The sequence below is a fragment of the Flavobacterium sp. AC267 genome (assembly GCF_979258715.1).
This window is the reverse complement of sequence record NZ_OZ409875.1, coordinates 3,329,626-3,355,851: the sequence shown is the minus strand read 5'-3', so window position 1 is coordinate 3,355,851 and position 26,226 is coordinate 3,329,626. Positions and strand designations below refer to the sequence as shown.

Here is a 26,226-nt window from a genome sequence, read left to right as displayed (position 1 = left end):
TCAATTTTTAGTACTGTTTTAAATTTAGAACCAAAAGAATTAAATTTTTCGTTTTGTTTCGACAATTCCAGTGCTTGCCCCAAATATATTCGCTTGATTTTCTGAAATCATGTTGTGAGGATAGCCTAGATCAAAATCGCTGAGTGTATTGAGAAGTTCAATTTCTGATTGAGAAAGTGTTACGGCTAATGAATTTAAATTATCTGCAAGCTGTTGTTCATTACGCGTGCCCTAAAATTGTAACTGTAGAAAGTCCAGTATTATCATGTTTTTGTCTAAGCCATGCTAACGCAATGTCTAATATTTTAGCTTGTTTTTCATTTGCCATGCTTTCCAGTGCGTTTAAAATTTCTGTTTCCCTGTTTCCTGTTTCGCCTTTTAATAATGCACCGCCCCACGCCTGTTGTCTTGATGGTTCATTTTGAACGTTGGAACGGTACTTCCCAGTAAGGGTTCCACCTGCAAGAGGTGACCAGAAAGTCGCTCCGAGACCCAATGATTCTGCCATAGGAAGTAATTCACGGTCAGCTCCTCTTTCTATAAGGTTATATTCTATTTGTATTCCAGCTACTGGAGCCCAGCCTCTAAGGTCAGCCAAAAGTGCTTGCATTGGCAATCTTCCACGCTGGGAAATTTGAAAATCCGGTATACAAAATTTTACCCTGACGTACTAAATCATCCATGGCTCTCATGATCTCCTCAATTGGAGTTTGTCCATCTGCAATATGAGCCCAATAAATATCCAAATAATCGGTATCTAGTCGTTTTAAGCTTTGTTCTACAGAATGAATAATATTCTTTCTACTGTTTCCAGTAGTCAGCAGTGTCGAACCTCCAGTTGAGAATTTAGAAGAAAGTATTAAATCATGGCGTTTGTCTTTAATTAAATTTCCCAGAATTTCTTCTGACTGCCCTAGCTGATAACCATCTGCCGTATCAATAAAATTACCTCCCGCTTCAACGTATGTATTAAAAATATTTTTAGAGGTTTCCTCGTCAGAACCATGTCCCCAGCGTGTTCCAAAGTTTCCAGTTCCTAATGCCAGTTCCGAAACTCTAAGTCCGGTTTTCTGTCCAAAAATTTTGTATTTCATAATGCAAAAGTTTAAATTTATTTTGTACCAATTAGTACAAAATTGATTAAAAAAAGTTTATTCGATTATTTCAAAATTAAATTTTATAAGAGCCGCCAATGAAGCATCATCCATGTTCATTCGTTTGGTAACATTTATTCCATTCCATAAATTAAGCAGATGGCTTCCTATAAGTTCAGCACTTTTATCTGTTTTGATAATACCTTTATTTTTACTGGTTTGAATAACATCAGTAAATATACTTTCAAGTTCAAAGAGCTGTCTGGTAATTACCTCTTGGGCATATTGATCTTTCGTGTACCATTTCTACCAAAGCATTTCCCATGAAACAGCCTTTCGCTTTGTCTTTATTATTACTGTCTGAGAGTTTCAGAAAAGTAGATTTTAAATATTCAAATGGATTTTCACTTTCGGCAATTTCTTTTCGTAATGTTGAAAGCAAATTACCCGCAAACTGATGCAGTGATTTTTCATAAAGTTCTTTTTTACCTCCTTTAAAAAAAAGGTAGAAACTTCCTTTTCCAATTCCCATAGCTTTTAAAAGTTCTTCGGCAGATGCGACTTCGTAACCCTTTTCCCAAAAGATTTGAGAGGCTTTGGAAATTACTTCCTGTTCGTCGAATATTTTTGGTCTTCCAGCCATTTTAAATTATTTATAGAGCAAAGATATAATTTTGTACCGTTCAGTACATAATTAAATTATTACTTTAACAAAAAATTAACTATCGCAAAAAACAGCTGTATTTAAATATGCTAAAAACTTAGTAATGAAATTAGTAGTTATCGTTCTCGCGCTACAAGCAGTTTGGGACTAAATCAACGTTATCTTTCGGATTCGCCAAATCTTCCAAATACAAACCAATTTTTCCATTAAGCTAAATGACCAAATTGCTTGTAGCGTGTGTTGGCAGGCGTTTATTTTTCTTTATTGATTTTGAATTTCGTTTTTTGTTCTTGTTCTAAATTCGCCCATTTTTTCAATTTAGCGTCAAGATTTTTCCAACCAAATGTATTTGCAAAAATCCCCAGAGGCATTCCTATTATTGTTCTAATATATTCTTTTGGATTTCTTTTATAATCTTGGTAAAATCCAAAATAGAAATAGACTCCTATAAAAGTTATAATAAAAAAAAGAAAAATAATTTTTGTCATTTAGAAAGAATTTTATTTTATAGTGAAAGCGATAAGAATTCGAACAACATGCATTCCAATCACATAATATTTCCAATTCGGTCTTTTTATCCAAATACAGACATAAATCGGAATTTCAATTATTGCTAATATTAGTGCCAGAATTCCAATAATATCTTGCAGTTCGGAAATTATCATTGTGTAAGGATAAAATATTCTTGCAGGCAAGTATGTCCCGTGTCCGCCACCAGCCAACATTACCGTTATAAAAGTAATAAAATTGTGATTATTATTGTTTTCGTTTTCATGTTTAAATGTATGCCAACTATTCTATAAATAACTCCGCAACATAACATAAAAAAGATGTTGTCACGAAGTCTCTATAATTATCTATCTTATTTATGGAATAATTTGCTCGTTTCTTAACAAAGAAAACAAATCAAAAAAGGAATCTTTTGTGCTTTTATATACCGAAAATCCAAGTTCCCGGCTTTTGGACATGTCGGTCATAACCTCTAAAGGGCGTCCAAGATCAAGATCTGTATGCCATGCCGATGCTAGCTTATTTAAATCGTTTTCTCCCAAATTATGCTGGTTTACAATTTCAGTCCAAATTGGTCGCTTTTTACTTAATAATGTTTCAAGCGGTCTAATTGTATCACTGTAACCTTCAAAATCTATCTCAAACCATTCAGCAATTTTGGGCCATAACCATTTCCAGCGAAAAACATCTCCATTAGTAATATTGAAAGCTTCATTATGAGCTTCATTTGTTGTTGTCGCCCAAATGATTTGTTCTGCCAAAATTTTAGCATCCGTAACATCCGATAGTCCGTTCCATTGTGCTTCAGATCCTGGCCAGATCAAAGGAAGACCTTCTTTTTTACAGATACTGGCATAAACTGCCAATGTTGTCCCCATATTCATGGCGTTGCCAATAGTTTTACCAATTACGGTATGTGGTCTGTGTACGTTCCATGTAAATCCATCTCGTAACGCGACCTTATAAACTTCATCCTCTTGGGCGTAGTAAAAATTAGGCAGATCCAATCTCGGCATTTCTTCTCTTAGTGGTGTTTCTGGCAGTGTTCCTGCTTTTGCATAGGCATCAAACGGACCTAGATAATGCTTTAAACCTGTCACTAAAGAAACATGCTGAACGGTTTTTTTAAAAGATAAAACCTGCAAGCAGATTTCGGATCATAGCACTGTTAATCCTGATGTTTTCTTCTTCGGTGTCATTTCGCATCCAGGTAGTAAAAAAAACATGCGTTGGCGAAACATCCTTTAGTGCAGTTTCCAAAGACTTTTCATCGAGCAGATCCGCAACAATTGGAAGTAATCCTTCAATATCATTTTTTTGATTGCGTGAAAGTCCAAAAACAGTCCATTGTTTTTTCTATAAGTTTTAAAGCCAGATTGCTTCCTGTAATTCCTGTTGCTCCTACAACTAAAGCGATATTGCCAGTTGTATTAGATTTTAATTGTTGAGAATCCATATTTTACTATTATTTTCTACAAAATTAAATCTAAACCCGCATTCATAAAGATGACATAAAACAAGAAAATGACTTGATCTAAATCAATTATTTCTCACCAAGATTCACATTCTTTTTAAGACGACTGAGGGTTTCTGCAGAAAGACCAAGGTAAGATGCCAGTAAATTCTGGGGAACACGTTTTATTAAATCGGGGTTGTTTTTTAAAATGTGCTGGTACTTCTCTTCGGCATTATGAGTATTGGAACTTATTAATCTTCGTTCTTTTGTAATTAAACTATTCTGAAAAAGCAGTCTAAAATAGCGGTCCATAATGGGAATCTGTAAAGTTAAGTTTTCAAAATCTTTACTGCTGATCACAAGAAGATCCGAATCTTCCATGGCATCAATACTGTAAAAAGAAACTTCTCCGCTAAAAAAACTATTCATATCTGAAGTCCACCAGCCTTCAGGCGCAAACTGGTTGATATGCTCATTCCCTTTTTCATCAACATTATAGGCTTTTAAAAGACCTTTTGACACGAATGTCATATAAGTACAATGATGACCTTCGAAAACTAAGAATTGTCTTTTCTTTAGCTTTTTAGGCAGAAAGAAAGTCTTTATTAGTTCCTTTTCAGATTCCTGTAACGGAATCTTTTTTTCAAGATGTTTGAAAAATATATCGTACATATCCAGTATTTCTTTTTAAAAGTCGCAAACAAAGGTACCGTATTTTGGCATTTATCTCTTTATCGCTGTGTAAAGTTAGATTTCCAGAATTGCCTGCCAAATCAAAAAAATTAGTGTAAAAAGAAATTAATGTTGTTATCGCCTCATTACAGATACCCAAACCTTATCAAAAAATGAATCTAACAGTATTAGTACTTTACTGCAGATCCGTTTTATCCTTTAAGATTAGAGCATCAATATTTACAAAGTTCACAGATTATTATAATACTATATTATAACAATTCATTCAGTATCTCTGTAAGTTCTTCGATACTGGTTGGTTTACTTATATATTTTACTGGTGTATTGTTTCTGTCCAGCCAAGGCACCATTACTTCTTCAGGAGGAGTAGAAAGTACAATAACCTCAATATGCTTTAAGCGCTCTATTGTCTGCATGCGCTTTATAAATTCCAGTCCGGTTACCATAGGCATATTATAATCTAAAAATATAATATCTGGCAGTTCCTCTAAAGCCTGTAACTCATTCCACGCTTTAGCTGGATTAAGCATGGTTTGGCATTTGACATCTTTCTTTAAGGCATCGACAGCCTCAATGAAAAAAAAGAGTATCATCGCTGTCATCATCAATAAGTAGTATATTCTTGTGTGGCATATATATTTTTTTCTCGGGATTCGTTATTCAGGGCAAGAATCACAATGTCGCGCTAAAATATTAAAAATTGACGATAATTACTACTGAAAACTATATTTATATTCAATAGTTTTTCTCCTCTTCTCGTTTGTTTTGAAAATTTAGTAAGCAGTAATTGCATTCAACAAAAAACTCCAAAATTAAGTGATTTTGGAGTTTTTTCATTTTGTTGATCATTATCTATTTATAATTTCCATTAGCCCCTATTTTAGAAGGAGCAATCCATTCGTCTGAAGTTATATAGTTGAATAGTGTTGTAACAGTTATAATTTTTTCACATTATAATCCCAAACTGCTTTTGTAATAGTCGCAATTATTTTTTCAGTGTCTTCCATTTCTTCCGTGATATTTTTTAGATAAATAGAAAGTATAAAATGTTTCCCATTTGGAAGTTTTGCAATTCCTATATCATTCATTGCAACTCGCAGATCTTCATCATTGGTTCCAGAAACTCCTGTTCTGTGCGCCAATTCGGTATTTGGAGGAAGTCCCGCTTTCATCCACGTCTTTCCTCTTGATGTTTCTACCATTAATTGATACAGGTATTTTGTGGTCGCTTTTTTCAGAATTTGTCCTTTGTAGAATTTCTCAAGCAGTTCTGTTGTTGCCAGCGGTGTGGTCGTATTTAAATAAAGATTTTCCCAAATTGACATTTCTTGTTCATTAACTTTTATCACAAAGTCTGTAATGCCTTGTTTGTTTATAAATTTCTGAACAGTTTGGGTTCCTCCAATAATTCTTAAAAGAATATCACAGCCGTTATTATCACTATGTGAAACAGTATATCTTAATAACTGATCTAAAGTAAAGTCTCTATTCCCATCTGGAAATTCCTCCCTCATTGGACTCCAGGTATCTGGAAGCAACTCTTCTTTTTTAATGAAAAATTTCTGGTCTAATTTCAAAATTCCGTTATCGACCTGATTTAAAACCGTCAATGCAATGTGAAATTTAAAAACACTCATCATCGGTGCATTTAAACTGCCATTGATACTCAATGTGTCTTTATCTTCAATTCCTTTCATGGAAACTCCCACAGTTGCATTTTTTGAAGCAATTATCTGCTCTATTTTTTTTCTAAGATCTCCTGAAGTTTGAGAGAACGCTTGAAGCGAAAAAAGATAAATGCATAACAGAAATAGATTTTTTTTCATGTCTAATTTTGTTTTAAAAGCTGACTGTTTCTAATAATTTTTCTAATTTGCTGTTCAAAATAATAAGCAATATCAAAATTTTCATTCGCCTGATTCTCCATAACAATAACGCTCGTATTTGATTTAGGATAATATAAATTGACGGCAGTAAATCCTTCATTTGGATGAAAACCCGTGTGTCCAATTTCTAATACGCTGTCTTTATCATTTATTCGCAATCCGTATCCATAACCAATTGGTTTTTCACTAAAAAGTATATGCGCATTGGTGATCGTATAGCTTGTCATCATTTTATAAGCGGCTGGTTTTAGCAGTTTACCGTTGTGTAAACATTCATTCCATTTTGCCAAATCGGGTGCGGTAACAATTAAATGACTTCCCCAATAATGATCAGGTGTAAAGCTGATTTTTTCAAACTGCTTTATCGTTCCATCTTTTTTTACTAAGTGTCCCTTCGTCAAAAATTTGTCTGCTTGTTTCGCTCGGATAATAACTGTTATTCATTTTACATTTTTTGAATAAGGCAGTTACTAATTCTTCAAAACTTTTACCGCTTTGCTTTTCCAGAACCTGTCCTGCTACATAGTAACCCATATTGGAATAACTGAAAGCTGTTCCCGGAGCCAATTTTAAAGGTTTGTCTACATCCTCACTGGTTAATCCAGAGGTATTGTTAAGCAGTTGGTGAACCGTTACCGTGTCTGCCCACGAATATTTAAAATCGGGTAAATATTTACGAATAGGTGCTTGTAAATCTATCGTTCCTTTTTCTACTTGCTCGCAAAATAAGTACAGACGTAAATTGTTTTGCGATCGACATGGTAGAGAATTTATCGTCGATTTGCATGGCGTTTTTTTATTGAAATCATTAAATCCATATGCTTTTGCATATTTCAATTTTCCGTTTTGCTGAATGTAAACTACTCCGTTAAAATCTCTTGGATTTTTGGCTTTTAGTAAGCTGTCAATTTTTGCTGTGTAATTATCTTTTTGCTGTGCCCATACGTCCATGACTTGTAAATACAATGATGATTGTAAGAAATGCAAGTTTAAAAATTTGTTTCATTTATTTTTCTCTAATAAGATTTAAAATATAGGTTTATATTAAAATTAACTATCCGCGATTGGTCAAAAATTCGACTTTACCTGTTTTCATATTGTAAACGCCTCCACAGATTATTATTTCTCCTTTTTGTTCCATTTCTTTTAAAATTGGGCTTTTCTCTCGAATATGTTTTATGGAATTATAAACGTTTTCATCACAAACAACTTCAACAAATTCTTCGTTTTCAACAGTTGCGGCTCCTTTATAGTTATTTTGAGCAATTCTTACAGCTGGCTGAATTTTATCTAATAATACTGTAATATTTCCCAGTTTTACATCTTTAATTGCCGATTTAATGGCACCGCAGTATTCATGACCTAAAACCAAAACAACTTTGGCACCAGAGACTTTACAAGAATACTCCAAACTCCCTAAAATATCATCGTTCACTATATTTCCTGCTACTCTTGCCACAAAAAGATTTCCTAAACCACTATGGAAAATGTCCTCAACAGGAACGCGTGAATCCAAGCAGGATAGAACTACTGCTTTAGGATATTGTCCTAATGATGCATTTCTGACACGCTGGGTTGTATTTCTTATCGTTAAATTATCTTCGACAAAATCCTTATTTCCACTTTTCAAACGTTCAATTACCGCTACTGGTTTAAGATTAGACTGTCTTGCTCTGCATTAAATGGCTCAGATACCAAAATATCTTCTTTTTTAATGGATACTTCTCCACTGGCATTATTTTGTTCTGGTGTTAAAGCCTGATCCGTTCTGCAGGATATTATTGTAAGAAATAAAATGATTACTATCTTTTGTCTCATTTTAATCACATTTAAGAGTTAAATTCAAATGTAAATTTATAATAAAAATACTATAGTTAAATTTTATTTTGAGACTAAAAAAAACAAAACAGGAAATAATAATAAATCCTGTTTTCTCTTAAGTGTTATGATATTATAAATATAGTCTTTACCCCATTTTCCTCCTTTTTTTCGGAAGAATTATTGCAATAAACCTTTTGACTGAGCCAAGGTATCCAGATTATTATTAGTTTTAGTCCAATCTGTTTTTTGTGTTGGATCGATACCATTAAAGTATTTTTCAATATTTGTATAACCATCACCATTTAAATCTTTATTCGCATCAGAAGCGTCTTTTGGATTTAAACCGTATTTTTTCTCCCAAACATCAGAAATACCATCATTATCTGAATCTTTGTAGGCAGTCCCTTTATAATCAGGGTAACCTCCCACTTGATTTGGATTGGTTATAATTCCTTTTTTATACGAGTCAGCAGGTAATCTTCTTTTTATGAATTCTGAACCGATTGTATTTTCTAAACCATCCTTCGCCTCAATTTTTCCAGTGCGGACTTGTTTGATTACACGATCGTCTACAGCATCCCTTTTGGGAAGGGTTGCTCCCACATTGTTTAATACAAACTCATATGCTTCTTCTGCCTTCATAATTGTAATATGAGGCATTGAAAATGGTTTTGTCTGTTTAATATAATCTAGGTAATCTTTAGAATCTTCAAATGAAAAATCTTCCAATTGAATTCCGCCATTCCAATTATCAGCAGTTACTTCTGGAGACCCTACTATATAATTCCCATTAACATACGCTTTGCCAAAAATTTTCGGTTCCATGTTACGCGATTCTGGTTTTAAGATTCTATAACGAATAGGCTGGTCTGTTGGAGTTATCGGACCTGGTTTAAAATAATTATTAATAATATTGAATAAAGAGCGGTGGTCTCCGCCATCCAGCGATCGATTCCACCAATTGAATACCACATTATTTACAAAATTAAAGTCGCCATACATCCCGATTGAAGCATTTCTAGAAATATTATCTGCCCATAAATTTCTTAGAAAGGTACTGTTTAATCCTCCAATTGTACTTCCAAAAGCATGATTGTAAACATCTAAGCCTTCAGCCGAAATTGTATTTTGAATAGTAACATTACAGGTTGGTAATTTTTCTACTGCTGTTTTATCATTGACCTGAAAAAGGTGTCTGTAAAGCGAAATATTTTCATCCAGCCCCCAGCTTACCGAGCAGTGGTCTATGATAATATTTCCTATGGCATTTCCTCCAAGAGCATCATCTCTTCGAGTAACATCTGTTGCTCCACGTCTAAAACGCATGTGCCTGATGATAACATCATGAGTATTTATTTCTAAAGTTTCTCCCGCTATGCATATTCCGTCGCCAGGAGCTGTCTGCCCGGCAATGGTAACATAAGGCGCACGCATACTGAGAGGCTTTTTTTAACTTAATTATTCCCGACACATTAAATACGATGGTTCTCGCTCCTACTGCTTCACAAGCTTCTCTAAAAGTTCCTTTACCGCTATCTTCCAAACTGGTCACGACAAATATTTTACCGCCTCGGCCTCCTTGTGTAAAAGCACCGTCGCCTTCTGCTCCCGGAAAAGCTGGAATAGTCGCCTGTACCAAATCTTTTGGATAAGCTGCCCACGGAATATAAGGCCTGCCCTGTTTTGCTTCTTCTTTTATAATGTGGTAATTAGCATTCCATATTTCATTTAATCTTTTTTCTTCGCCCGCTAAAACAGCATCTGTTTTATCTTGAAGCGGTTTAGGAATTTCAGGATATTGTGCGTATGCTGATGAAACAACGAAACAAAAGCAGACAGCTGTGATGGTTCGCTTAAAAATGATATTGTTCAAAATATTTTGCATGTATGTTATTTTTTAATAGTGTATTTATTACCCAATTAAGGCAATATCTATTTGTTTTCTATTTAGTGTTTTCTCGTATTCTTCAATACATTTATACCTTTCGGCAAATGTTTGTTTAAGTAAGATTGTTTGGATTTTGCAGAGATAAGGAAGTTGTTGAATTAAAGTATACTATTTTTAGAATCGCTCTGCTTGCTCAAAATTTTGCAAAAGAAAAAGCATACATAAACCCACATACTCAATTATGAGTATATGGGCATTATGCAACAAAAACTAACTTAACAACCTAACTATTTTAATATGCTGGATTTTGAGCATATTCTCCAGAATCCAGTGCTATTGCAGATAATGGAATTGGACGCAGTATTTTAAAATTCCCACCTTTTCCTAAAAATGGATCAATTCCTGTATCATAAAGTGCTTTAATATCTGGATTTCTCACCTTAGTATATTCCATAAGTTTTCCGGTACGTTTCAAATCAAGCCATCTAAAACCTTCACCTGCCAATTCTCTGGCTCTTTCCTCTAAAATAAAATCTAAATCCACACTTGCTATTATAGAAGCACCAGCTCTAAGTCTTACAGTGTTAATACGTGCCACAGCATTTCCTAAATTTCCTGCTTTAAAATAAGCCTCAGCGACAATCAAATAGGTTTCTCCCAATCTTGCCAGATACAAATCATGAGTATACTGAATGGATGGAGTTGATGTTTGTACGCGATCGTATTTTTTCAGTGCAGGATAATCCGTAGTATTTAAACGATCCCACCAATGGTCAGAAAGTGGAGAAATAATAGTTTTTGTGCGGTTAACAGGATCTGCGGCTCTCCAAGCTTCCACACCCGCAATTTGTTCTGCGGTCCTTGGATAATAATAACTTATAGGGCTATTTGCTGGATTTAATCTCCAGCCAGAATAAGGGTTAGTTTTGATGTTTAAAAACGTTCCTTCAAATCTGGTATCAGTATCTTCAAACAATGTCAGTAAATATTTGGTTGGATGCAGTGTACTTTTCTTGACCACTCCATCATTAGCTCCCTGAACTAATGGTCCCCATGGATAGTCCCAATTATGAGACAATCCGTCGCTTTGAGTAGATCCTGGTGCATACTGAATTGACCATAAAATCTCTTCGTTTTTATCTTTGTTGTATTCGAATAATTTATCAAAGGTTAAATTAAGAGATTGACCAGCTATAGCGAGCATCTGCAAGAGCTGCAGCATCACTAAAATCTGTAGGAGCCGCAAATGATTCATAGTCGCGCGTTAAATATACCTTAGCAAGTATATGCTGGGTCGCACGTTGAGTTACTCGTCCAAAATCACCTTGAGCCGGAGGTAAATCGACGATAGCCTGATTTAGTTCATCAATAATAAACTGATACACATCTTTGGCAGGAGTACGCTCAAAATGTGTTATAGGTTGATTTATCATATCCTTAACCAAAGTTACATCGCCGAAATTCTGCACTAAAAGAAAATAATAATATGCTCTGATTGTTTTAAGCTCAGCAATTCTAGTCTTTAGCGCAGAGAAATCTTCTGTTATTGCGGCGTATGCCAATCCTAGGTTAGTTTTCTGAATACTTTGGTACAAAGTGCTAAAAAACACATCCACTTCTGCAGTTCCAGGAGTAAGATTCTGATAAGAAGCAAGTCCTGCGGGAACCTCTTCATGTGAGTTAAAAAACAGATCGGTACCTGCGCAAAACATATATGGCGTGGGCTGATAAACATTACGTAAAGATGCATATGATGCGTTTACCAATTCTTCATATCCGTCTTCTGTAGTATAATATTTTTCTGCAGTTGTATTACCAAGATTTTCTTCCTCTAAATATCCTGAGCACCCTGAGAATATAATTGCTAAAAGAACAATAGCTGTTTTTATATTTTTTATCTTTTTTATCTTTTTTATCTTTTTCATCTTTTTAAAATTTAACGTTAACACCAAGCTGATAGACTATATAAGCTGTATTTGTGGCATCTACACCAGACATCTCTGCACCAGCCCATTCAGGATCAAATCCATCATATTTAGTAAACGTGAACGGATTTAATACATTGGCATATAAACGCATGGACGATAATCCCATTTTAGACAAGGCATTAGAAGTAAAGTTATATCCTAATGTTATATTCTGAATTCGAACAAATGAGGCATCTTTATTAAATCCTGGATACCCATATGCCTCGGCACTTTCTCCCCAATATTGACCTGTAAAAGTAGCCTGAGGATAAGTATTTGAATTTCTGGCTGGTGTTATTGGATTTTCTCTTACATAATAAGGCACGTCCAAAATCACTTTACTATTAAAATCTGTAAATTCTTTATGAAATGGGCTAAAAACGTAGGAACCCTGTTTGGTAAATACCGAACCAGTAAGATCCCAGTTTTTGTAGGTAAATGTTGTGGTAAATGTTCCGATCCAATCTGGTGAAGGAGAACCTAAAACCTTCATGTCATTATCAATATCAATTTTACCATCATTATTTAAATCTTTTACTTTAGCTGTTCCTTCCAAAGCCCGTTGATCAGCTGGTGCTAGCTCATCTTTCTGCCAGATACCGTCAAAAACCATTGCATAAACAACATTTACAGGTCGCCCAATAAACCATCTGTTGGCAACATCGTCCTTTTTTGCACCATAAAGTTCAACAATTTCGTTTTTGTTGGTAGAAAATATAAAATTGGTTTCCCATTTAAAATCAGTACTTTCAATATTTACCGTTTTGATTTGAATTTCAACACCTTTGTTGCTTACTGAACCAACATTGTCAATCATATTCGCCCATCCTGTAGGTGTTGCTAACTTACGGTTCATTAATAAATCTTTAGAAAGTCGGTCATAATAGTTAATCTCGCCGGTAATTCTATTTCCAAAAAAACCAAAGTCAACCCCAAAATTCCATTCTCTTGTGCGCTCCCATGTTAATTTCGAATTAGAAAGTGCACTTGGCAGAAAACCATTTGCTGGTGTGCCGTCCCAATCGTAATAAGTTTGCGAATTTAAAGCAGATTGCGAAGAGTATGGCGCAATATTATTGTTTCCTGTATATCCAAAACTTAAACGTAATTTCAAATTATCTATTTGAGAAACATCTTTTAAGAATGATTCCTCTTTGATTTTCCATCCTGCGTATTGCTGACGGAAATGAAGCCCATTTATTTCCTGGAGAAAGTTTAGAAGATCCATCCCATCTAATGGTAGCAGTTAATAGATATTTGTCATTGAATGAATAATTAAATCTATTGGTAAATGAAAGTAATGTGCTTTTGCTAAATCCTGAAGTAGCGTCTCTTTGCGGTGCGCTCTGGACATTATACCAAAGAGACTCAAAAGGCACATCCCTGCCAAATACATATGAAGAAACCAAACGGTCAAATTGAGATGATTGGATGAAATCGTATGAAATAGAGTGCCTGCCAATTTCTTTATTAATATTCAACTGATTGTCCCATATATAAGACAATCTGTTATCGTTCCACATCCTTGCCACCGATATAGAGCGTGATGCAAATCTGTCTAAATATTCTCCTGTTCTTTGAAAAACAGCACTTGGAGAAAAAGTTGATTTTAAACTAATCCATTTTGCAGGCTTATATCCTAAATAAAAATTAGATAAAATATTAAACTGCTCTACATTATATTGAGAATTCGATTCTAAAAAGGCATATGGATTGACATTATTTGAAATTCCAATCATAGGAGATTGAATCGTATTTCCTGCAGCATCTTTTGCAGGCGCATAAGTTGGCATTCTAAATAATTGCTGTGTATATCCTTGTCTTGAAACCAGTTCGCGGTCAGTATATGCTAAATTTATGTTGGCTCCAATGGAAAATTTTTCATTGGGACTAGCATCTATACTCGCTTTAAAATTATATTTTTCATACGACTGTCCTTTAGCATTTCCGTTGTCACCTTGATATCCAAATCCAATTACATAACTTGTGCTTTCACTACTGCCATTAGCCGAAATAAAATGATTTTGCTGTATACTTGATTTAAGAAATTCATCCAGCCAGTTTGTTCCTCTTCTATTAGCTAAAGCCTCTTGCCAGTAATTCTCACCGTCAGTGCCTATTACGTTTGGGAATCCGTATGTAGGCGAGTTTACAATAGTATTTGCTTGAACCAAATCCCTTGCTACTTGTCTGTCTCTTGTCCAAGCTATACTTTCATCATAACTATTAAGAAAGTCCGGCATGTTAGTAATATCACGAACCCCAACATAACCAGCATAGGTTATACTAGATTTTTTATTTTTCATACCCTCTCCAGAATGTGTGGTCACTATTACAACTCCATTAGAACCTCGGGAACCATAAATAGCTGTTGACGAAGCATCTTTAAGAATATCTATTCGCTGAATATCGTTTGGATTTAAAAAATTGATATTATCTGTCATAATACCATCAACAACATAAAGTGGCGTTCCTCCAGTAAGTGAATTGGCGCCACGAATTTGAATGTTAAAATCACTTCCTACAGAACCTGATTTTTGCGATACATTTACTCCTCTTTGCGTTTGCCTGTAATGCCTGCATCGGGCTTGTGGCTCCAACTCTATTCAATTCTTTATTGCCTATAGTAGATACAGCACCAGTAACATCTTTCTTTTTAACAGCACCATATCCTACCAAAACTACTTCATTTAACTGAGCAATATCTTCCAATAAAGTTACATTGATTGTGGCATTATTTTTTATCGCTACTTCCTGAGTAATAAATCCTAAATAAGAAAATACCAAAATGCCATTTCCTTCCGATACTTTAATAGTAAACTTTCCGTCTAAATCTGTTTGAGTGCCAATGGTTGTGCCTTTCACAAGGACATTTACTCCTGGAAGCGGTATCTTGTTTTGGTCTGAAACAATTCCGCTGATCTCAAAAATCGGGTCTGTTTTTATAATTAAAGCTTTCGATTCTTTATTTACAGCAGGAGCTCTTGGTTTTACCGTTAATAATATCTGACGATCGTTTATTTTATACAATACATCTGTTCCCTTGAAGAGTATTTGTAAAACCTCAGAAATGTTTTTTTTAGTTACATCTAAAGCAATTTTTCTATTTAAATCTATTTTATCACTTTCATATAAAAATCTAAATTCAGAAGTAGTTTCTATTTTATTAAAAATCTGTCCGATAGCGACATTTTTCATATGTAATGTAATCTCGGTATTTTGAGAGTAAGTGCTGGCTTGAATTTTTAATAAGGAAACCAATATTAAGATGGTCGAGAGCTTCATTTTTAAACTAATTTTAGGAAAATATGGGCATGCAAAGTTCTTCAGAATTATTTTTTTCATAATTTTGCTTTGAGTTGTTTTTGAATGATTAATTTCTATGCGTCGTTTGATTCACTTATAAATCGGGAAATACTGATCCTATTTTCCGGTTTTTTAAAAAGTTTCGTCAGTTTATTTCACTTTTATATCATAGGTACGCCTTTAGTTATTATTATTGATTTGTCCTCCTTTATTTTGTAGTTAAATGATCGAACGGTGCTGATTGCGTTCATTACCGAGTTTATGTTTTCTACATTTTTGTTAAAAGAGGCATTAATTTCGATATTGTTTAATTCATCATACTGATTTACAATCTTCACATTATAGGTTCGCTCTAATTTTTTTATGATTGATGAGAAAGTTTGCATTTTTAAATACTAATTCACCTTTCATCCAATTGGTATAAAGACCTGTATCTACTTTTTCTAATAAAATCTTGTCACTCGCTTTACTCCAAGCACCTTTGTATCCTGGAGTTAGCATTGTTTTTTCGTCTGGCTTCGCATCGTTATGCAGGCTTACTGAACCTTCTACCAATACAGTACTTACTTCTTTGTCTTCTGGATAAGAAGAAACATTAAACTTTGTTCCTAAAACTTTGACATTAATTGCATTAGCATTTACAATAAAAGGATGCAATTTGTCTTTGCTTACATCAAAAAAAGCTTCTCCTTCGAGGTATACTTCCCTTTTCATCCCTTTAATAAAATTTACAGGGAATCTCAATGCACTTCCTGAATTAAGATAAACGTGCGTCCCGTCTGACAAGGTTAAATTAAATGTCTTTCCGTATGGAATTTTTATCTCATTGTATACTGTCTTTTGAATTCCGTTAAGCCGCATTATATTTTAATTCAGTTCCTTTTTGAGAACCTACAACCTGACCGCTTTTCGATACAATTTCACCCGATCCGTCTTCCTTAAGAATTTGGACGTCTCCGTTTTCTAAAACTAATTGTATACGGTCGTCTGATAATTTTATTTCAGGGTTACTGACATTACGGCGCCGCACTATAAAAAAGATTCCAATTAGAACAATTAAAACAGCCGCGTACTTTAATGTCTTTTTCCATAATGGTATAACCGGTTTAGCGTCTTGCTGTCTAAGTATAGCTTGTAATTCTTCCCAATTTTTATCTACGTCTATTGAATCGACAAAACTCAATGCTTCATCAATCAATCCATCTTCAAATAATTTGTTGACGAGATCTTGTTCTTCAAGACTTAATTCCTTGAATTTTTCAACATCTACATTTCCTTTAGAACTTATTTTTCGAAGAACTGTAATTACGTTTGGTGAAATCCCCATATTATTTTATATTTTTTTGATAATTACTCAGTGGTTATAGGTATGTTATCAAAAAAATAAATTAGGGTGACAGTATTTTAAAATATTTTTTTCTAAAAGTATTTTTTTTAATGCATTTTTTACTAACTATGCAATATTATAGTAGGTTTAATAACAATATAAGAATTGTTATCTGTGGGACAATTGAAAGATATAGAGAATTTATACAAAGAAAATTTTGCTTTTTTATGCTTGGTTTCTTTCCAAATAACAAAGGATAGAGAAGGCGCGAAGGATATTGTTCAGGATTTTTTATTTACTTTTGGAACAAACAGCAGACCACAACCATCAATACATCATTTAGGGCTTATGGAGCTAAGGCCGTAAAAAATTTAAGCCTTCAATACGTTGAAAAAATAAAAAAAATTGATGTAGAAAAAAACGACTTACCTATTGCTGAATATGAAGATATCGTCAATTTTGAAAAAAAAGACGATACCAAAATTCGTTGCAGTACTTAAATTACTAGACTTACTTCCAGAAGCCCGAAGAAATATTTTTATTTCCCATGTCGTTAATGATCTCAGTTATTCTGAAATAGCCGAAACCTATAATATATCTATCAATACGGTAAAAACTCAGATGAAAAGATCTTATGCTTTCATCCGTGAAAAAACTAACGGCAATGTCTTATTTGTATTACTAGTTTTATTATTCAATAAAAGTTAGCAAAGGCTGTAAATGTGACTGCTAATGCATTTGTTGATAACAGCATTGGGTATCAGAAATATGATAATCCTACTTTTAATCCTAGAGCAAGTGCTAAAGATGCACAAAGAGAAAATTTCTTTGCAGAAACCTATATTGAAGGAGAAAGATGGAATGAGTGAGGCTTGAAAATATATAAATATTTCTCGTCCATATTTACAAAAACTAAATTCAAAATAATTATTTAAAAATTCTCCAAATATTAAATACCTTTGGAAATTTCTGAATTTTATAACCCTTTTACTAAATTTTTTTTTGACAAAATTTAAAGAAATTTCGCTAAAATAATTTTACCTTCCCTTTTACCACGAAGTTAGTTATCGCAAAGATATTTCTTATATTCGTCTCATAAGAAACTAATTTTTGGCACAAGACATAATTTTTTCAGCATAAAAATTTAATGTTTATAAACAACTGATCTGAAGTTTTCATCAGAATCAAAAAAAAACTCAAATGAGACTTTTTACAGATTTCAAATCATACAATGATTACATTGGTTTAGACAAACCTTTGGACAACGACATTGACGTTGGATATTACGACCCGCCAAACATGCTATTGAAATCAGAAGCTGTAATGGTTGATTTTTACAGAATTTCAATTAAAATAAATTTCAAAAGTAAAATTACACCTACAGAGAAACCTATTAATGCTGTATTTTTCAATAGTCCCGAGTTAGTTTTGGAAACAGGCTGGGATGTTGAACCAACCTATACTGGAATGTATTTACAGCTTTCCAAAAAAATAATTGAGGAAAACCGTTTTTTATTTAAGACCTATTTAGACTATGGACAACACGAGGCATTATATTTAACAGAAGAAGAAATACAAGAAATTAGTCTGGTTTTTCAATTAATGATAAAATATTATGAAAGCGATAAAAAACATTTTGCCGTTTTACTTTCTTATGTAAATGTATTGGTTTCTTTAGTTGAAGCATATTATAAAAGACAGTTTGCAACCGATCCGAAACAATATAATCACATCATATCCGAATTTCAACAAAGTCTAATTGATTATTACAACCAACCTGTTTCTCAAATTCCGAATGTTCAATATTTTGCCGATAAATTAGGATTAACCGCTAATTATCTAGGCGATATTGTAAAACATTTTACTCAAAAATCTACACTTGAAACTATTCATGAATTTGTTATTAAGAAAGCAAAAGATCTTTTAGAACAAAATCCTAAAATGAAAACCGCAGAAGTAGCTTATGAATTAGGCTTTGAATATCCCAATTATTTTTCAAAATTCTTCAAAAAGCAAGTCAATCTCACACCGAAAGAATACCGATTGCAACTTGTGCAAATCAATAATAAAACGCCTTCTTAAGAAGGCGTTTTTTGTTATCAGTAATTTGTTTCCTTTTTATTAGTGATCCGTTTCCTTTGCTTCACTGTGCTACATCTAAATTTGTATCATAAAAATTAAAAGATGAAAGACGAAGGAAATTCAAGAAGGAAATTTATTCAACAAACGGCGCTTGCTGGTGCTGGTCTGTTGCTTACACCAAATTTATTGTCTGCGACAAATAATTCATTACATCCAAGACAAATTAACGATAATAAAATAAACAATATGAAAACAAGAAAACTTGGGACTCTGGAAGTTTCTGAAATCGGTCTTGGATGCATGAATATGGTAGGAAACTACAACCCGCCTGCAAATCATCAACAATCTATTAAGACAATACGGACCGCATTTGAAAATGGAGTAAGATTCTTTGATACAGCAGAAGTATATGGACCTTATAACGATGAAAAACTTGTTGGCGAAGCGCTGGCGCCTTTTCGTAATGAAGTCAAAATTGCTACAAAATTTGGGTTTGCAATCGATGGTACTGTTGGATTAGACAGCAGACCAGAGCGAATCAAGAAAGTTGTTGAAGAATCACTTACGCGCCTGAGAACCGATCATATTGATCTATATTATCAACACCGAGTTGATCCAAATGTACCAATCGAAGAAGTTGCAGGAAGTATCAAGGAGCTTATTCAACAAGGTAAAGTTTTACATTTTGGACTTTCCGAAGCAAGTGCAAAAACAATTCAGCGCGCACATGCCGTCCAAACAGTAAGCGCTGTTCAATCAGAATATTCATTATGGACACGTAATGTCGAGTTAAATGGAGTGCTTAAAACCTGTGAAGATTTAGGAATCGGATTCGTGCCTTGGTCACCTGTAGGTGCCGGATTTTTGACTGGCAAATACGATACAACTACTAAATTTGATAAAGAATTTGATTTTCGCACGGGCTTTCCTCGTTTTTCAAAAGAATATTTGCCATTGAACATGCCTATGATAGAGTGGCTAAAGGATTATGCTATAAAAAAGAACGCAACACCTGCTCAAATTGCTCTGGCTTGGTTACTAGCTAAAAGTCCGAATATAGTTCCAATTCCTGGCACTCGCACTGAGGAACATTTATTGGAAAACCTTGGCGCATCAAAAATTCATTTGACAAAGGAAGATATTCAAAGTATAGAAATCTGTTTTACAAAATTCCCTGTTTACGGCGATCGTATGGGCGAAGCACATATGAGTTCAATTGACTACACTATTTAATTAAAAAATAAAGAAATTATAATAAAGATGAAAAAGGTATTATTAATAAATACACATTTAACGTATCCTAATTGGTCGGAAGGACTATTAAACGATGCTTTCAACCAAAAAGCTAAAGATTTTTTTGAATCAAAAGATTTTCAAATTTTAGAAACAAAAGTAGAGGACGGCTATAACGCCGACGAAGAAGTAGAAAAACATCTTCAAGCTGATATAATCATTCTGCAAACACCGGTCAATTGGTTTGGTGCACCTTGGATTTATAAAAAATATGTAGATGAAGTTTTTAACAGCGGATTGCATAGTCAAAAATTTCTTTCAGGCGACGGAAGAACAAGAGACGATTTAACCAAACAATACGGAACGGGTGGGAAAATGCAAGGCAAAAAGTTTATGATTTGTGCTACTTTTAATGCACCCGCTGAAAGTTTTGACAATCCAATGCAGTCGTTAATGCAAGGAAAAGGAACTGATGATTTATTTTTAAATATTACAAGTAATTATCGTTTTTGCGGTGTAGAAATTTTACAAGGTTATAATTGTTTTGATATTTTTAAAGACGGGGATATTGCAAAAGATATAGAAAATTATCCCAAACATTTAGAAAAAATTTTATGAGTTATCGTTCTGTAAGGGTCACAAAAAATCTCATTTCTTACGAAATGGGATTTTTATGCCTTTTATGTATAATTAACAATCATTAAACATTAATTTGTCTCAACTCCATCATCCCAACAATTTCCCCTTCAACAAATCAACAACAACCGATACTCCCCTTCCTTTTCTATTGGCGCCCTATGAATACAAGGCTGTACTTGTTGTTTTGGATGATCTACGCCCAGTCGCCACAGATGTCCTAATCCTAAATTAATTGGTTCAGCATCTGCAAGTAATTGATAATGCAGATCAAAATAATTTTCCTTTAAAAAATCTTCGAATTCATCAGCTGGTCCGTCATGCAGTTCTTTTAGCTTTGCTCGAATTTCTGGAATTAAGATTTTTTGTTCTGCCTGCGAATTAGAAACAATATCGCTTGCCGCGCCGTGATAGGTGCATAAAAAAGTATCTGTTGCAATGGGCGAACGATCTACATGAAACGAATACACATCTGTCGATATGAAATCAAATTCATCATCACGATCATAACATTTCAGTAAATTAAGCGAGGGCGAAGCGCCAAAATTGGTTAATAATTGTAAATCATTTAAAATTATTTCCCTTGCCGTACTCCCCTTTTCAGATAGTTGCAGGGCGAGCAGATCTTCTCGATAAACTTCGGTTATATTTTCTTTTAAACGAAGCTGGGTTACAATCTCGTTAAAATCGCCATCCAAATTTCTGTGCCAGCAAAGCGCATTCATTTCCCCTTTAAAACTGGTCTGCACAAGCTCAGAGAAAGTAGATACGATTCCAATTTGGCTGTTGTCAGAAAATGTATTGCTCATAGTATAATATATGAAGCTATTTACTTCATGCATTGCAAAAATATATAATAGTAGTCAGTTTCATGTTTTATCACTTTAATTTTTTGCAAGGATATTTTAATTTAAAAATTTCAAAAAAAAGGCTGTTTCATATTTTATGAAACAGCCTCTGCTATTTTGTAAAGACAACGCTAATTCAACTTCTAGTATAAATAATTAAGAGCTGTAACATCGTTAGCATTAAAAGCTCCTGTTACGCTTGAACTGAAACAGGCTAACATATAAGAAGTAGAATCATATCCTGAAGGTGTTCCCGGAATTTGAATTGCTCCAACGCCAGCTGTTCCTTCGTTTGAATTTTGTCCACAACTTTGACGGCTGAACCAGTCTGTATGACGTAAACCGATACAGTGCCCAATTTCGTGCGCTGCTACGTGTGCGTTTACATTTGTTGAATAAGTATCTAATCCAGAATATAAAGTAACTGAATTATAAGGATTTCCTCCAGAAGGGAAACCTGCTACTCCACCAGCAGATCCAGTTTGTCTGCGGACAACGATGTTTGCACCAGAAGTGCTGGAACTAAAAGTTAGTGTAAAGTTAATAGACAGTCCTAAATTATTATATCTATTAATTGTCGCCTGCAGTCCATTACGCATATTGGTAGTCAGAGCTGTTGTACCAGTTCCTGACAATCCAACAACTTTAATAGTTTTTGGAGCAGATACTAAATTTGTAGTCCGGTATTGTTCTGTTGTAATACCGCCGTGAAGATCCATTGCGTTTAATTGATCTTTAGTAATAACAATATCACCTTCTATAAGGAAAGCATCTTCTGTAGTACCGTCTAATTTGGTATTTTGAATCACTTGGACATCTGTCGCATTTAGTGAAAGTGATCTTATTTTATTTAACACCTCTGGCGTTACTTTAAGAGATCCATCATTTGATTGAACTGTTTCTTCATCTTTGTTACAAGAAAACAGTATTAGGGCCATAAATGATAAGGCCAAAATTGATTTAATTTTTTTCATAATAATAGGTTTTGTTTGGTTGTTAAAAAAAGTTGGTAAATAGGGAGCTTTACAAAATATTGTAATATTTATAATCAAATTTATACAATTTTTAATCTTAAAATACTTATAAAATAACATTTTAACAAATTTAACACTTTTTGTTAAATAATTTTATACTTAATTTTTATAATAATTATCTGATTATTGTCGCGAGACCACTAAAACCAATAAGTGAATACATATCAGGTTATTACGAGTTCTATTACTATTCTAAATTTCATTTCGTCTTCTATCAACCTAAAAGAGATTTAAAATTTGTAACAAAATTGAATTAGAAACAGTTTTATATTCGAATAAAATTACTTTTCAGATTTTACTGAAACTGAAGGAAATAAAAACTCCTATTTTTTTTACAAATAATTTGATAACTTTGATTTACCTACAATTCATAAATTTTTAAAATAGAATTTATTAAGCGCAAAAGTCAGCTTTGCTTTATTTCAATAAATAGTAGCAATAGTCCATTTTTGTACCACTGAAAAGAATGTTTATAACGCCCTAACATCTACAGTAAATGAAGAAACAAATTACTTTTCTGTTTTTTATGATAACTATAGTGAGTTTCTCACAGAGTGCTGAAAAGTGGAAGCTGTACATAAAAAATGAAAACGAAAGAAAATTTGAGAAATACTATTTTACATCTTTAGAAAATGCCCATCTCAATAATTATAAGATTGTAAAAAAACTAGACAACACTTTTTGTATCGTTGAAACACAAAATGCACCATATAAGAAGTCTGTAGATAAAAATCTGCCTGTTAATAATCTATGGAAATTACCCGCCAATTTTTCAAATCATACCCAAGATAAGGAGTACATAATCGCAGACTGATACTCTAGAAGTTTTAATTTCTGATTTGAAAGCAATCCAAATTTCTGATATTAAAATACTGGATCACCATCTTGTAATGATAAAATGTGATTCTAATAAAATTATTGATGAGATTATAAATTTAAACAGCGTGTCTTCTGTTTCACAAGAATCGTCAGCGACCAAAAAGAGAATCTAAAATTATAGACCAGAATTTTACAATTAATTATATTAATAAAGCCGGTAATAACTTTCCTCTTATAACAGGCGAAAATCAGATTGTGGCTGTAAAAGATGATTTTTTTGATGTAAATGATGTTGATTTATTACATAAACATATTCCTTCGCAGACAGAATCGGTCGCCGTATCGACGCATGCAACAGCTATGGCGACTATAATTTCTGGATTAGGAAATAGCTCTGCATTAGGTAAAGGAGTCGCTCCAAAAGCTAAAATACAATCGTCTAATTTTTTGAACATTTATCCCGATGAAATAGCAACTTTACAAGGAGCTGTCACTCAAAACCATTCGTACGGTACAGTAATTGAGAATTTTTATGGTTCACTCGCCAATGCTTATGATTCTCAACTGTATTCCAATCCTGACTTGACGCACTGCTTTTCTTCAGGTAATAGCGGTCTTGAAGGCTACAAATCGATTACGGGTAATTTCAAGCAGTCCAAAAACAGCATCGTCTTGGGCTGTATTGATCAAAACGAGGTTATTATGCCGTTTTCTTCAAAAGGGCCAGCTTATGACGGGCGGATAAAACCCGAATTAGTAGCCTTTAGCACGCAAGGAACTTCAAATTCTACAGCATTGGCAACAGGAATAATTACGCTGATGAAACAGCATTATAAAACGATAAACAACAGCGCTTTGACTAATGCAATGACCAAAGCAATTTTAATTAATACAGCCAAAGACTTGGGCAATACAGGTCCGGATTTTACTTATGGTTATGGCAATATCAATGTTGCTAAATGTTTAAAAACGATTAGCGAGAATAGATTCATATCTGGTAATTTGGCATCTGGCCAGATAAATTCTCATACTATTAGCGTTCCTGCAAATGCAAAAAACTTAAAAACGACATTAGTTTGGAATGATCTTCCTGCCGCAATTAACACTAATATAAGTTTGGTGAATGATTTAGATATGGAAGTTATTTCGCCCGACAATACCACTTATCTACCTTGGATTCTTAGTCCTGATATTCCCGAACAACAAGCTGTAAGAGGAAAAGATAAAATCAATACTATAGAACAAGTGACTATTGACAAGCCCGTACAAGGATCTTATACAATTAATGTTATGGGTTCATACGTCTCCAACGCGTCTCAGGAATACAGCATCGCTTATGAATATGAACTAGAAAATCAATTTGAGTGGAATTATCCTGTTCTTAATGATAATTTTCCTTATGACGGCAAGACTATTTCGCCTTTCAAATGGAATTCTTCTTTTTTTGGTATTCTTGGGCAATTGTCTATTAGTTATAATGATGGACAGACTTGGGAAATTATCGCAAATGGTATAGATCTCGATAATGAACAATTTACTTATACTCCTTCGGAACTAAAATTTTCTAAAGCAAAATTAAAAATGACCGTTGGTAACAGCGATTATATATCTGACAGCTTTATCATTTCTTATGATTTAAATATTACAACCAGCTTAGTTTGTGACGGTACAACCGAAATAAATTGGGACAAACCCGCCAATGTTGCCTCCTTTAATATTTATCAGCTGACGGGAGATCATCTAGAATTTAAAGAACAGACAACAAATACTACTTACACCTATACGGATGGAAAAATTCACACTGTTATTCCTGTATTTGACAATAGCGAGGGAATAAAAAGTGAAGTCGCATTACAGCATGCCGAAAACTCCAATTGTTATTTCGAGCTGGCTTTGGCAGAAGTTTTTGAGGAAGACAAAGTAAAGATTGATGCGAGTCTTTTCAGCGTGTACAATATCAAAAGAATAGAGCTGGTTAAAATAAGTAATGATAGCGAAAGTATTATTAGTACAATTAATGACATTGATTCAAAAACATTTTCTTTTTTAGATGATGCCCCGACAAAAGGCAGTAATAAATATAAAATAAATATAATTTTGGAAAACGACACCGTTATAAGTTCTCTAATTCTCGATACTCATTATTTAGGAGATGAATTATTTTTTGTCCATCCGACGCTGTTAACCAGAAATGATGAATTAAATATTGAATCAAAAAAAGAAGGAAATGCTGTTTTCTATTTGTATACAATTGGCGGGCAAAATACTTTTACTTCCCCATTGCTTTATAAAGCAAATACCATTAATGTAAAAAATACGGCATCGGGAATTTATATCTATAAAATAGTAACGAGCTCTGGCGAAATACAGACAGGAAAAATTGCTGTTCTGTAAACTTTTGTCCCTTTTTAATTTTCAGTACTAAGTAATTTATTTGAAGAAATTTTATAAAAATCTTCATTCTCTATCTCTTCCCATCAGTAGTGTGAAATCTCAAATTGCAGTATTAATAAGTTTCATTTAAAGTAAAAAAATACGTAAAGTATATTTTCACCATTTGACATTCTCTTCGCTCACACCCTGCCATCCCTTTAATATCGCTCTCTAACAAAATTTACCAAAACAAAAGTGTAAGCTGATTATTACATATTAAATTTTTGGTCAAATTTTCTAAAATTAAGTTTCAATATCTACTCAATAAAAAAATTTGATCAAAACGAGCTTAATTTAAATAACTAGATACGTATAATTTATTTAATTGTATCATTTTCAACAATTTGAGATCATCAAGTTTAAGTTTTGTGATCTCCAGCGGTATCCTTTCCTGCTTAGACCAAATAAAAACAATAATTAAAAAGTGTTAAAATTACATTTAATAAAATTTTTAACTTTTTGGATTATAAATAAATTCTTAATTTAATTTTATAATTAATCGATTAAAGACATAAAAAACCGATGTAAA

33 protein-coding genes are annotated in these 26,226 nt (G+C 33.5%); 8 read left to right on the top strand and 25 right to left on the bottom strand.

The genetic code is table 11. The features are described from left to right. Window positions 1-220 precede the first annotated feature (220 nt). The 23 genes from ACZZ95_RS17650 to ACZZ95_RS17540 all read right to left on the bottom strand — a co-directional run bounded on the left by ACZZ95_RS17650 (window position 221) and on the right by ACZZ95_RS17540 (window position 16,612). The gene (locus ACZZ95_RS17650) at window positions 221-610 is read right to left on the bottom strand and encodes an aldo/keto reductase (RefSeq protein WP_463470033.1); all 390 of its coding nucleotides are present in this window, start codon (window positions 608-610) and stop codon (window positions 221-223) included. Next, the gene (locus ACZZ95_RS17645) at window positions 591-1,094 is read right to left on the bottom strand and encodes an aldo/keto reductase (RefSeq protein ID WP_463470032.1); all 504 of its coding nucleotides are present in this window, start codon (window positions 1,092-1,094) and stop codon (window positions 591-593) included. The genes ACZZ95_RS17650 and ACZZ95_RS17645 overlap by 20 nt, the downstream gene beginning before the upstream one ends. Window positions 1,095-1,344: 250 nt before the next feature. Then, window positions 1,345-1,737: a TetR/AcrR family transcriptional regulator gene (locus ACZZ95_RS17640; protein ID WP_463470031.1), complete on the bottom strand. Its 393-nt coding sequence runs from the start codon at window positions 1,735-1,737 to the stop codon at window positions 1,345-1,347. A gap of 272 nt (window positions 1,738-2,009) precedes the next feature. Then, window positions 2,010-2,246, bottom strand: a complete 237-nt coding sequence (locus ACZZ95_RS17635) for a hypothetical protein (protein WP_095951361.1) — start codon at window positions 2,244-2,246, stop codon at window positions 2,010-2,012. 378 nt (window positions 2,247-2,624) lie between these two features. Further along, window positions 2,625-3,413, bottom strand: coding sequence for a Rossmann-fold NAD(P)-binding domain-containing protein (locus tag ACZZ95_RS17630; RefSeq protein ID WP_463470030.1), 789 nt, complete (start codon window positions 3,411-3,413; stop codon window positions 2,625-2,627). 164 nt (window positions 3,414-3,577) lie between these two features. After that, the gene (locus ACZZ95_RS17625; RefSeq protein ID WP_463470029.1) at window positions 3,578-3,724 is read right to left on the bottom strand and encodes a hypothetical protein; all 147 of its coding nucleotides are present in this window, start codon (window positions 3,722-3,724) and stop codon (window positions 3,578-3,580) included. Between the two features lie 87 nt (window positions 3,725-3,811). Further along, a complete protein-coding gene (locus tag ACZZ95_RS17620; RefSeq protein WP_463470028.1) occupies window positions 3,812-4,396 on the bottom strand; it encodes a Crp/Fnr family transcriptional regulator in 585 nt (194 codons plus the stop codon). A gap of 272 nt (window positions 4,397-4,668) precedes the next feature. Continuing rightward, on the bottom strand, window positions 4,669-5,010 hold the full coding sequence (locus tag ACZZ95_RS17615) for a response regulator (protein ID WP_463471705.1): 342 nt from the start codon (window positions 5,008-5,010) through the stop codon (window positions 4,669-4,671). A 342-nt stretch (window positions 5,011-5,352) separates the two neighbouring features. After that, entirely contained in the window at window positions 5,353-6,243 is an 891-nt protein-coding gene (bla, locus tag ACZZ95_RS17610; protein ID WP_463470027.1) for a class A beta-lactamase, subclass A2, read from the bottom strand. A 2-nt stretch (window positions 6,244-6,245) separates the two neighbouring features. Continuing rightward, window positions 6,246-6,704 carry a serine hydrolase gene (locus tag ACZZ95_RS17605; protein ID WP_463470026.1) on the bottom strand — a complete coding sequence of 153 codons (459 nt, stop codon included), beginning with the start codon at window positions 6,702-6,704 and terminating at the stop codon, window positions 6,246-6,248. Next, the gene (locus ACZZ95_RS17600; protein ID WP_463470025.1) at window positions 6,655-7,254 is read right to left on the bottom strand and encodes a serine hydrolase domain-containing protein; all 600 of its coding nucleotides are present in this window, start codon (window positions 7,252-7,254) and stop codon (window positions 6,655-6,657) included. The genes ACZZ95_RS17605 and ACZZ95_RS17600 overlap by 50 nt, the downstream gene beginning before the upstream one ends. Before the next feature lie 103 nt (window positions 7,255-7,357). Further along, window positions 7,358-7,933: a carbonic anhydrase family protein gene (locus ACZZ95_RS17595; protein WP_463470024.1), complete on the bottom strand. Its 576-nt coding sequence runs from the start codon at window positions 7,931-7,933 to the stop codon at window positions 7,358-7,360. Window positions 7,934-7,947: 14 nt separating this feature from the next. Then, entirely contained in the window at window positions 7,948-8,121 is a 174-nt protein-coding gene (locus ACZZ95_RS17590) for a hypothetical protein (protein WP_463470023.1), read from the bottom strand. Window positions 8,122-8,301: 180 nt separating this feature from the next. Continuing rightward, window positions 8,302-9,558, bottom strand: coding sequence for a polysaccharide lyase (locus ACZZ95_RS17585; RefSeq protein WP_463470022.1), 1,257 nt, complete (start codon window positions 9,556-9,558; stop codon window positions 8,302-8,304). Continuing rightward, the gene (locus tag ACZZ95_RS17580; RefSeq protein ID WP_463470021.1) at window positions 9,467-10,009 is read right to left on the bottom strand and encodes a hypothetical protein; all 543 of its coding nucleotides are present in this window, start codon (window positions 10,007-10,009) and stop codon (window positions 9,467-9,469) included. The genes ACZZ95_RS17585 and ACZZ95_RS17580 overlap by 92 nt, the downstream gene beginning before the upstream one ends. Window positions 10,010-10,304: 295 nt before the next feature. Further along, window positions 10,305-11,216: a RagB/SusD family nutrient uptake outer membrane protein gene (locus tag ACZZ95_RS17575; RefSeq protein WP_463470020.1), complete on the bottom strand. Its 912-nt coding sequence runs from the start codon at window positions 11,214-11,216 to the stop codon at window positions 10,305-10,307. Continuing rightward, window positions 11,188-11,937, bottom strand: coding sequence for a RagB/SusD family nutrient uptake outer membrane protein (locus ACZZ95_RS17570; RefSeq protein WP_463470019.1), 750 nt, complete (start codon window positions 11,935-11,937; stop codon window positions 11,188-11,190). The genes ACZZ95_RS17575 and ACZZ95_RS17570 overlap by 29 nt, the downstream gene beginning before the upstream one ends. 4 nt (window positions 11,938-11,941) lie before the next feature. Continuing rightward, window positions 11,942-13,093 carry a SusC/RagA family TonB-linked outer membrane protein gene (locus ACZZ95_RS17565; protein WP_463470018.1) on the bottom strand — a complete coding sequence of 384 codons (1,152 nt, stop codon included), beginning with the start codon at window positions 13,091-13,093 and terminating at the stop codon, window positions 11,942-11,944. A 1-nt stretch (window position 13,094) separates the two neighbouring features. Next, window positions 13,095-14,579: a TonB-dependent receptor plug domain-containing protein gene (locus ACZZ95_RS17560; RefSeq protein WP_463470017.1), complete on the bottom strand. Its 1,485-nt coding sequence runs from the start codon at window positions 14,577-14,579 to the stop codon at window positions 13,095-13,097. Next, on the bottom strand, window positions 14,494-15,264 hold the full coding sequence (locus ACZZ95_RS17555) for an STN domain-containing protein (protein ID WP_463470016.1): 771 nt from the start codon (window positions 15,262-15,264) through the stop codon (window positions 14,494-14,496). Before ACZZ95_RS17555 ends, ACZZ95_RS17560 begins: the two co-directional genes overlap by 86 nt. A 182-nt stretch (window positions 15,265-15,446) precedes the next feature. Next, on the bottom strand, window positions 15,447-15,671 hold the full coding sequence (locus ACZZ95_RS17550; protein WP_463470015.1) for a DUF4974 domain-containing protein: 225 nt from the start codon (window positions 15,669-15,671) through the stop codon (window positions 15,447-15,449). After that, on the bottom strand, window positions 15,625-16,146 hold the full coding sequence (locus tag ACZZ95_RS17545; RefSeq protein WP_463470014.1) for a FecR family protein: 522 nt from the start codon (window positions 16,144-16,146) through the stop codon (window positions 15,625-15,627). Before ACZZ95_RS17545 ends, ACZZ95_RS17550 begins: the two co-directional genes overlap by 47 nt. After that, window positions 16,136-16,612, bottom strand: coding sequence for a hypothetical protein (locus ACZZ95_RS17540; protein WP_463470013.1), 477 nt, complete (start codon window positions 16,610-16,612; stop codon window positions 16,136-16,138). Before ACZZ95_RS17540 ends, ACZZ95_RS17545 begins: the two co-directional genes overlap by 11 nt. Before the next feature lie 174 nt (window positions 16,613-16,786). Here ACZZ95_RS17540 and ACZZ95_RS17535 point away from each other — a divergent pair, with 174 nt between their 5' ends. The 6 genes from ACZZ95_RS17535 (at window position 16,787) to ACZZ95_RS17510 (ending at window position 20,545) form a co-directional block, all read left to right on the top strand. Next, window positions 16,787-16,978, top strand: a complete 192-nt coding sequence (locus tag ACZZ95_RS17535) for a hypothetical protein (RefSeq protein ID WP_463470012.1) — start codon at window positions 16,787-16,789, stop codon at window positions 16,976-16,978. Window positions 16,979-17,053: 75 nt separating this feature from the next. After that, the gene (locus ACZZ95_RS17530; RefSeq protein WP_463470011.1) at window positions 17,054-17,320 is read left to right on the top strand and encodes an RNA polymerase sigma factor; all 267 of its coding nucleotides are present in this window, start codon (window positions 17,054-17,056) and stop codon (window positions 17,318-17,320) included. A 14-nt stretch (window positions 17,321-17,334) separates the two neighbouring features. Further along, on the top strand, window positions 17,335-17,481 hold the full coding sequence (locus ACZZ95_RS17525; protein ID WP_463470010.1) for a hypothetical protein: 147 nt from the start codon (window positions 17,335-17,337) through the stop codon (window positions 17,479-17,481). Window positions 17,482-17,812: 331 nt separating this feature from the next. Beyond that, window positions 17,813-18,694 carry a helix-turn-helix domain-containing protein gene (locus tag ACZZ95_RS17520; RefSeq protein ID WP_463470009.1) on the top strand — a complete coding sequence of 294 codons (882 nt, stop codon included), beginning with the start codon at window positions 17,813-17,815 and terminating at the stop codon, window positions 18,692-18,694. 102 nt (window positions 18,695-18,796) lie between these two features. Continuing rightward, window positions 18,797-19,927, top strand: a complete 1,131-nt coding sequence (locus ACZZ95_RS17515) for an aldo/keto reductase (protein WP_463470008.1) — start codon at window positions 18,797-18,799, stop codon at window positions 19,925-19,927. Between the two features lie 27 nt (window positions 19,928-19,954). Continuing rightward, window positions 19,955-20,545, top strand: coding sequence for an NAD(P)H-dependent oxidoreductase (locus tag ACZZ95_RS17510; RefSeq protein WP_463470007.1), 591 nt, complete (start codon window positions 19,955-19,957; stop codon window positions 20,543-20,545). 128 nt (window positions 20,546-20,673) lie between these two features. Here ACZZ95_RS17510 and ACZZ95_RS17505 read toward each other — a convergent pair whose 3' ends face one another. Together ACZZ95_RS17505 and ACZZ95_RS17500 are read right to left on the bottom strand one after the other, a co-directional pair. Beyond that, window positions 20,674-21,372 carry a DUF1826 domain-containing protein gene (locus ACZZ95_RS17505; protein ID WP_463470006.1) on the bottom strand — a complete coding sequence of 233 codons (699 nt, stop codon included), beginning with the start codon at window positions 21,370-21,372 and terminating at the stop codon, window positions 20,674-20,676. A 182-nt stretch (window positions 21,373-21,554) separates the two neighbouring features. Beyond that, window positions 21,555-22,385, bottom strand: coding sequence for a M57 family metalloprotease (locus ACZZ95_RS17500; protein ID WP_463470005.1), 831 nt, complete (start codon window positions 22,383-22,385; stop codon window positions 21,555-21,557). A gap of 556 nt (window positions 22,386-22,941) precedes the next feature. Here ACZZ95_RS17500 and ACZZ95_RS17495 point away from each other — a divergent pair. Beyond that, complete coding sequence (locus ACZZ95_RS17495) at window positions 22,942-23,259, top strand: hypothetical protein (protein ID WP_463470004.1); 318 nt, start codon at window positions 22,942-22,944, stop codon at window positions 23,257-23,259. A 260-nt stretch (window positions 23,260-23,519) separates the two neighbouring features. Beyond that, window positions 23,520-25,658 carry a S8 family serine peptidase gene (locus ACZZ95_RS17490; RefSeq protein ID WP_463470003.1) on the top strand — a complete coding sequence of 713 codons (2,139 nt, stop codon included), beginning with the start codon at window positions 23,520-23,522 and terminating at the stop codon, window positions 25,656-25,658. The last annotated feature ends 568 nt before the right edge of the window (window positions 25,659-26,226 follow it).

What these genes read in the sequence shown, in the direction of transcription:
- ACZZ95_RS17650 (WP_463470033.1), bottom strand. Translation starts at nt 610, where the DNA reads ATGCAAGCACTTTTGGCTGACCTTAGAGGCTGGGCTCCAGTAGCTGGA.
- ACZZ95_RS17645 (WP_463470032.1), bottom strand. Translation starts at nt 1,094, where the DNA reads ATGAAATACAAAATTTTTGGACAGAAAACCGGACTTAGAGTTTCGGAA.
- ACZZ95_RS17640 (WP_463470031.1), bottom strand. Translation starts at nt 1,737, where the DNA reads ATGGCTGGAAGACCAAAAATATTCGACGAACAGGAAGTAATTTCCAAA.
- ACZZ95_RS17635 (WP_095951361.1), bottom strand. Translation starts at nt 2,246, where the DNA reads ATGACAAAAATTATTTTTCTTTTTTTTATTATAACTTTTATAGGAGTC.
- ACZZ95_RS17625 (WP_463470029.1), bottom strand. Translation starts at nt 3,724, where the DNA reads ATGGATTCTCAACAATTAAAATCTAATACAACTGGCAATATCGCTTTA.
- ACZZ95_RS17620 (WP_463470028.1), bottom strand. Translation starts at nt 4,396, where the DNA reads ATGTACGATATATTTTTCAAACATCTTGAAAAAAAGATTCCGTTACAG.
- ACZZ95_RS17615 (WP_463471705.1), bottom strand. Translation starts at nt 5,010, where the DNA reads ATGATACTCTTTTTTTTCATTGAGGCTGTCGATGCCTTAAAGAAAGAT.
- bla (WP_463470027.1), bottom strand. Translation starts at nt 6,243, where the DNA reads ATGAAAAAAAATCTATTTCTGTTATGCATTTATCTTTTTTCGCTTCAA.
- ACZZ95_RS17600 (WP_463470025.1), bottom strand. Translation starts at nt 7,254, where the DNA reads ATGGACGTATGGGCACAGCAAAAAGATAATTACACAGCAAAAATTGAC.
- ACZZ95_RS17590 (WP_463470023.1), bottom strand. Translation starts at nt 8,121, where the DNA reads ATGAGACAAAAGATAGTAATCATTTTATTTCTTACAATAATATCCTGC.
- ACZZ95_RS17585 (WP_463470022.1), bottom strand. Translation starts at nt 9,558, where the DNA reads ATGCGTGCGCCTTATGTTACCATTGCCGGGCAGACAGCTCCTGGCGAC.
- ACZZ95_RS17580 (WP_463470021.1), bottom strand. Translation starts at nt 10,009, where the DNA reads ATGCAAAATATTTTGAACAATATCATTTTTAAGCGAACCATCACAGCT.
- ACZZ95_RS17575 (WP_463470020.1), bottom strand. Translation starts at nt 11,216, where the DNA reads ATGCTCGCTATAGCTGGTCAATCTCTTAATTTAACCTTTGATAAATTA.
- ACZZ95_RS17570 (WP_463470019.1), bottom strand. Translation starts at nt 11,937, where the DNA reads ATGAAAAAGATAAAAAAGATAAAAAAGATAAAAAATATAAAAACAGCT.
- ACZZ95_RS17555 (WP_463470016.1), bottom strand. Translation starts at nt 15,264, where the DNA reads ATGAAGCTCTCGACCATCTTAATATTGGTTTCCTTATTAAAAATTCAA.
- ACZZ95_RS17550 (WP_463470015.1), bottom strand. Translation starts at nt 15,671, where the DNA reads ATGCAAACTTTCTCATCAATCATAAAAAAATTAGAGCGAACCTATAAT.
- ACZZ95_RS17545 (WP_463470014.1), bottom strand. Translation starts at nt 16,146, where the DNA reads ATGCGGCTTAACGGAATTCAAAAGACAGTATACAATGAGATAAAAATT.
- ACZZ95_RS17540 (WP_463470013.1), bottom strand. Translation starts at nt 16,612, where the DNA reads ATGGGGATTTCACCAAACGTAATTACAGTTCTTCGAAAAATAAGTTCT.
- ACZZ95_RS17530 (WP_463470011.1), top strand. Translation starts at nt 17,054, where the DNA reads ATGAAGATATCGTCAATTTTGAAAAAAAAGACGATACCAAAATTCGTT.
- ACZZ95_RS17520 (WP_463470009.1), top strand. Translation starts at nt 17,813, where the DNA reads ATGAGACTTTTTACAGATTTCAAATCATACAATGATTACATTGGTTTA.
- ACZZ95_RS17515 (WP_463470008.1), top strand. Translation starts at nt 18,797, where the DNA reads ATGAAAGACGAAGGAAATTCAAGAAGGAAATTTATTCAACAAACGGCG.
- ACZZ95_RS17510 (WP_463470007.1), top strand. Translation starts at nt 19,955, where the DNA reads ATGAAAAAGGTATTATTAATAAATACACATTTAACGTATCCTAATTGG.
- ACZZ95_RS17505 (WP_463470006.1), bottom strand. Translation starts at nt 21,372, where the DNA reads ATGAGCAATACATTTTCTGACAACAGCCAAATTGGAATCGTATCTACT.
- ACZZ95_RS17500 (WP_463470005.1), bottom strand. Translation starts at nt 22,385, where the DNA reads ATGAAAAAAATTAAATCAATTTTGGCCTTATCATTTATGGCCCTAATA.
- ACZZ95_RS17495 (WP_463470004.1), top strand. Translation starts at nt 22,942, where the DNA reads ATGAAGAAACAAATTACTTTTCTGTTTTTTATGATAACTATAGTGAGT.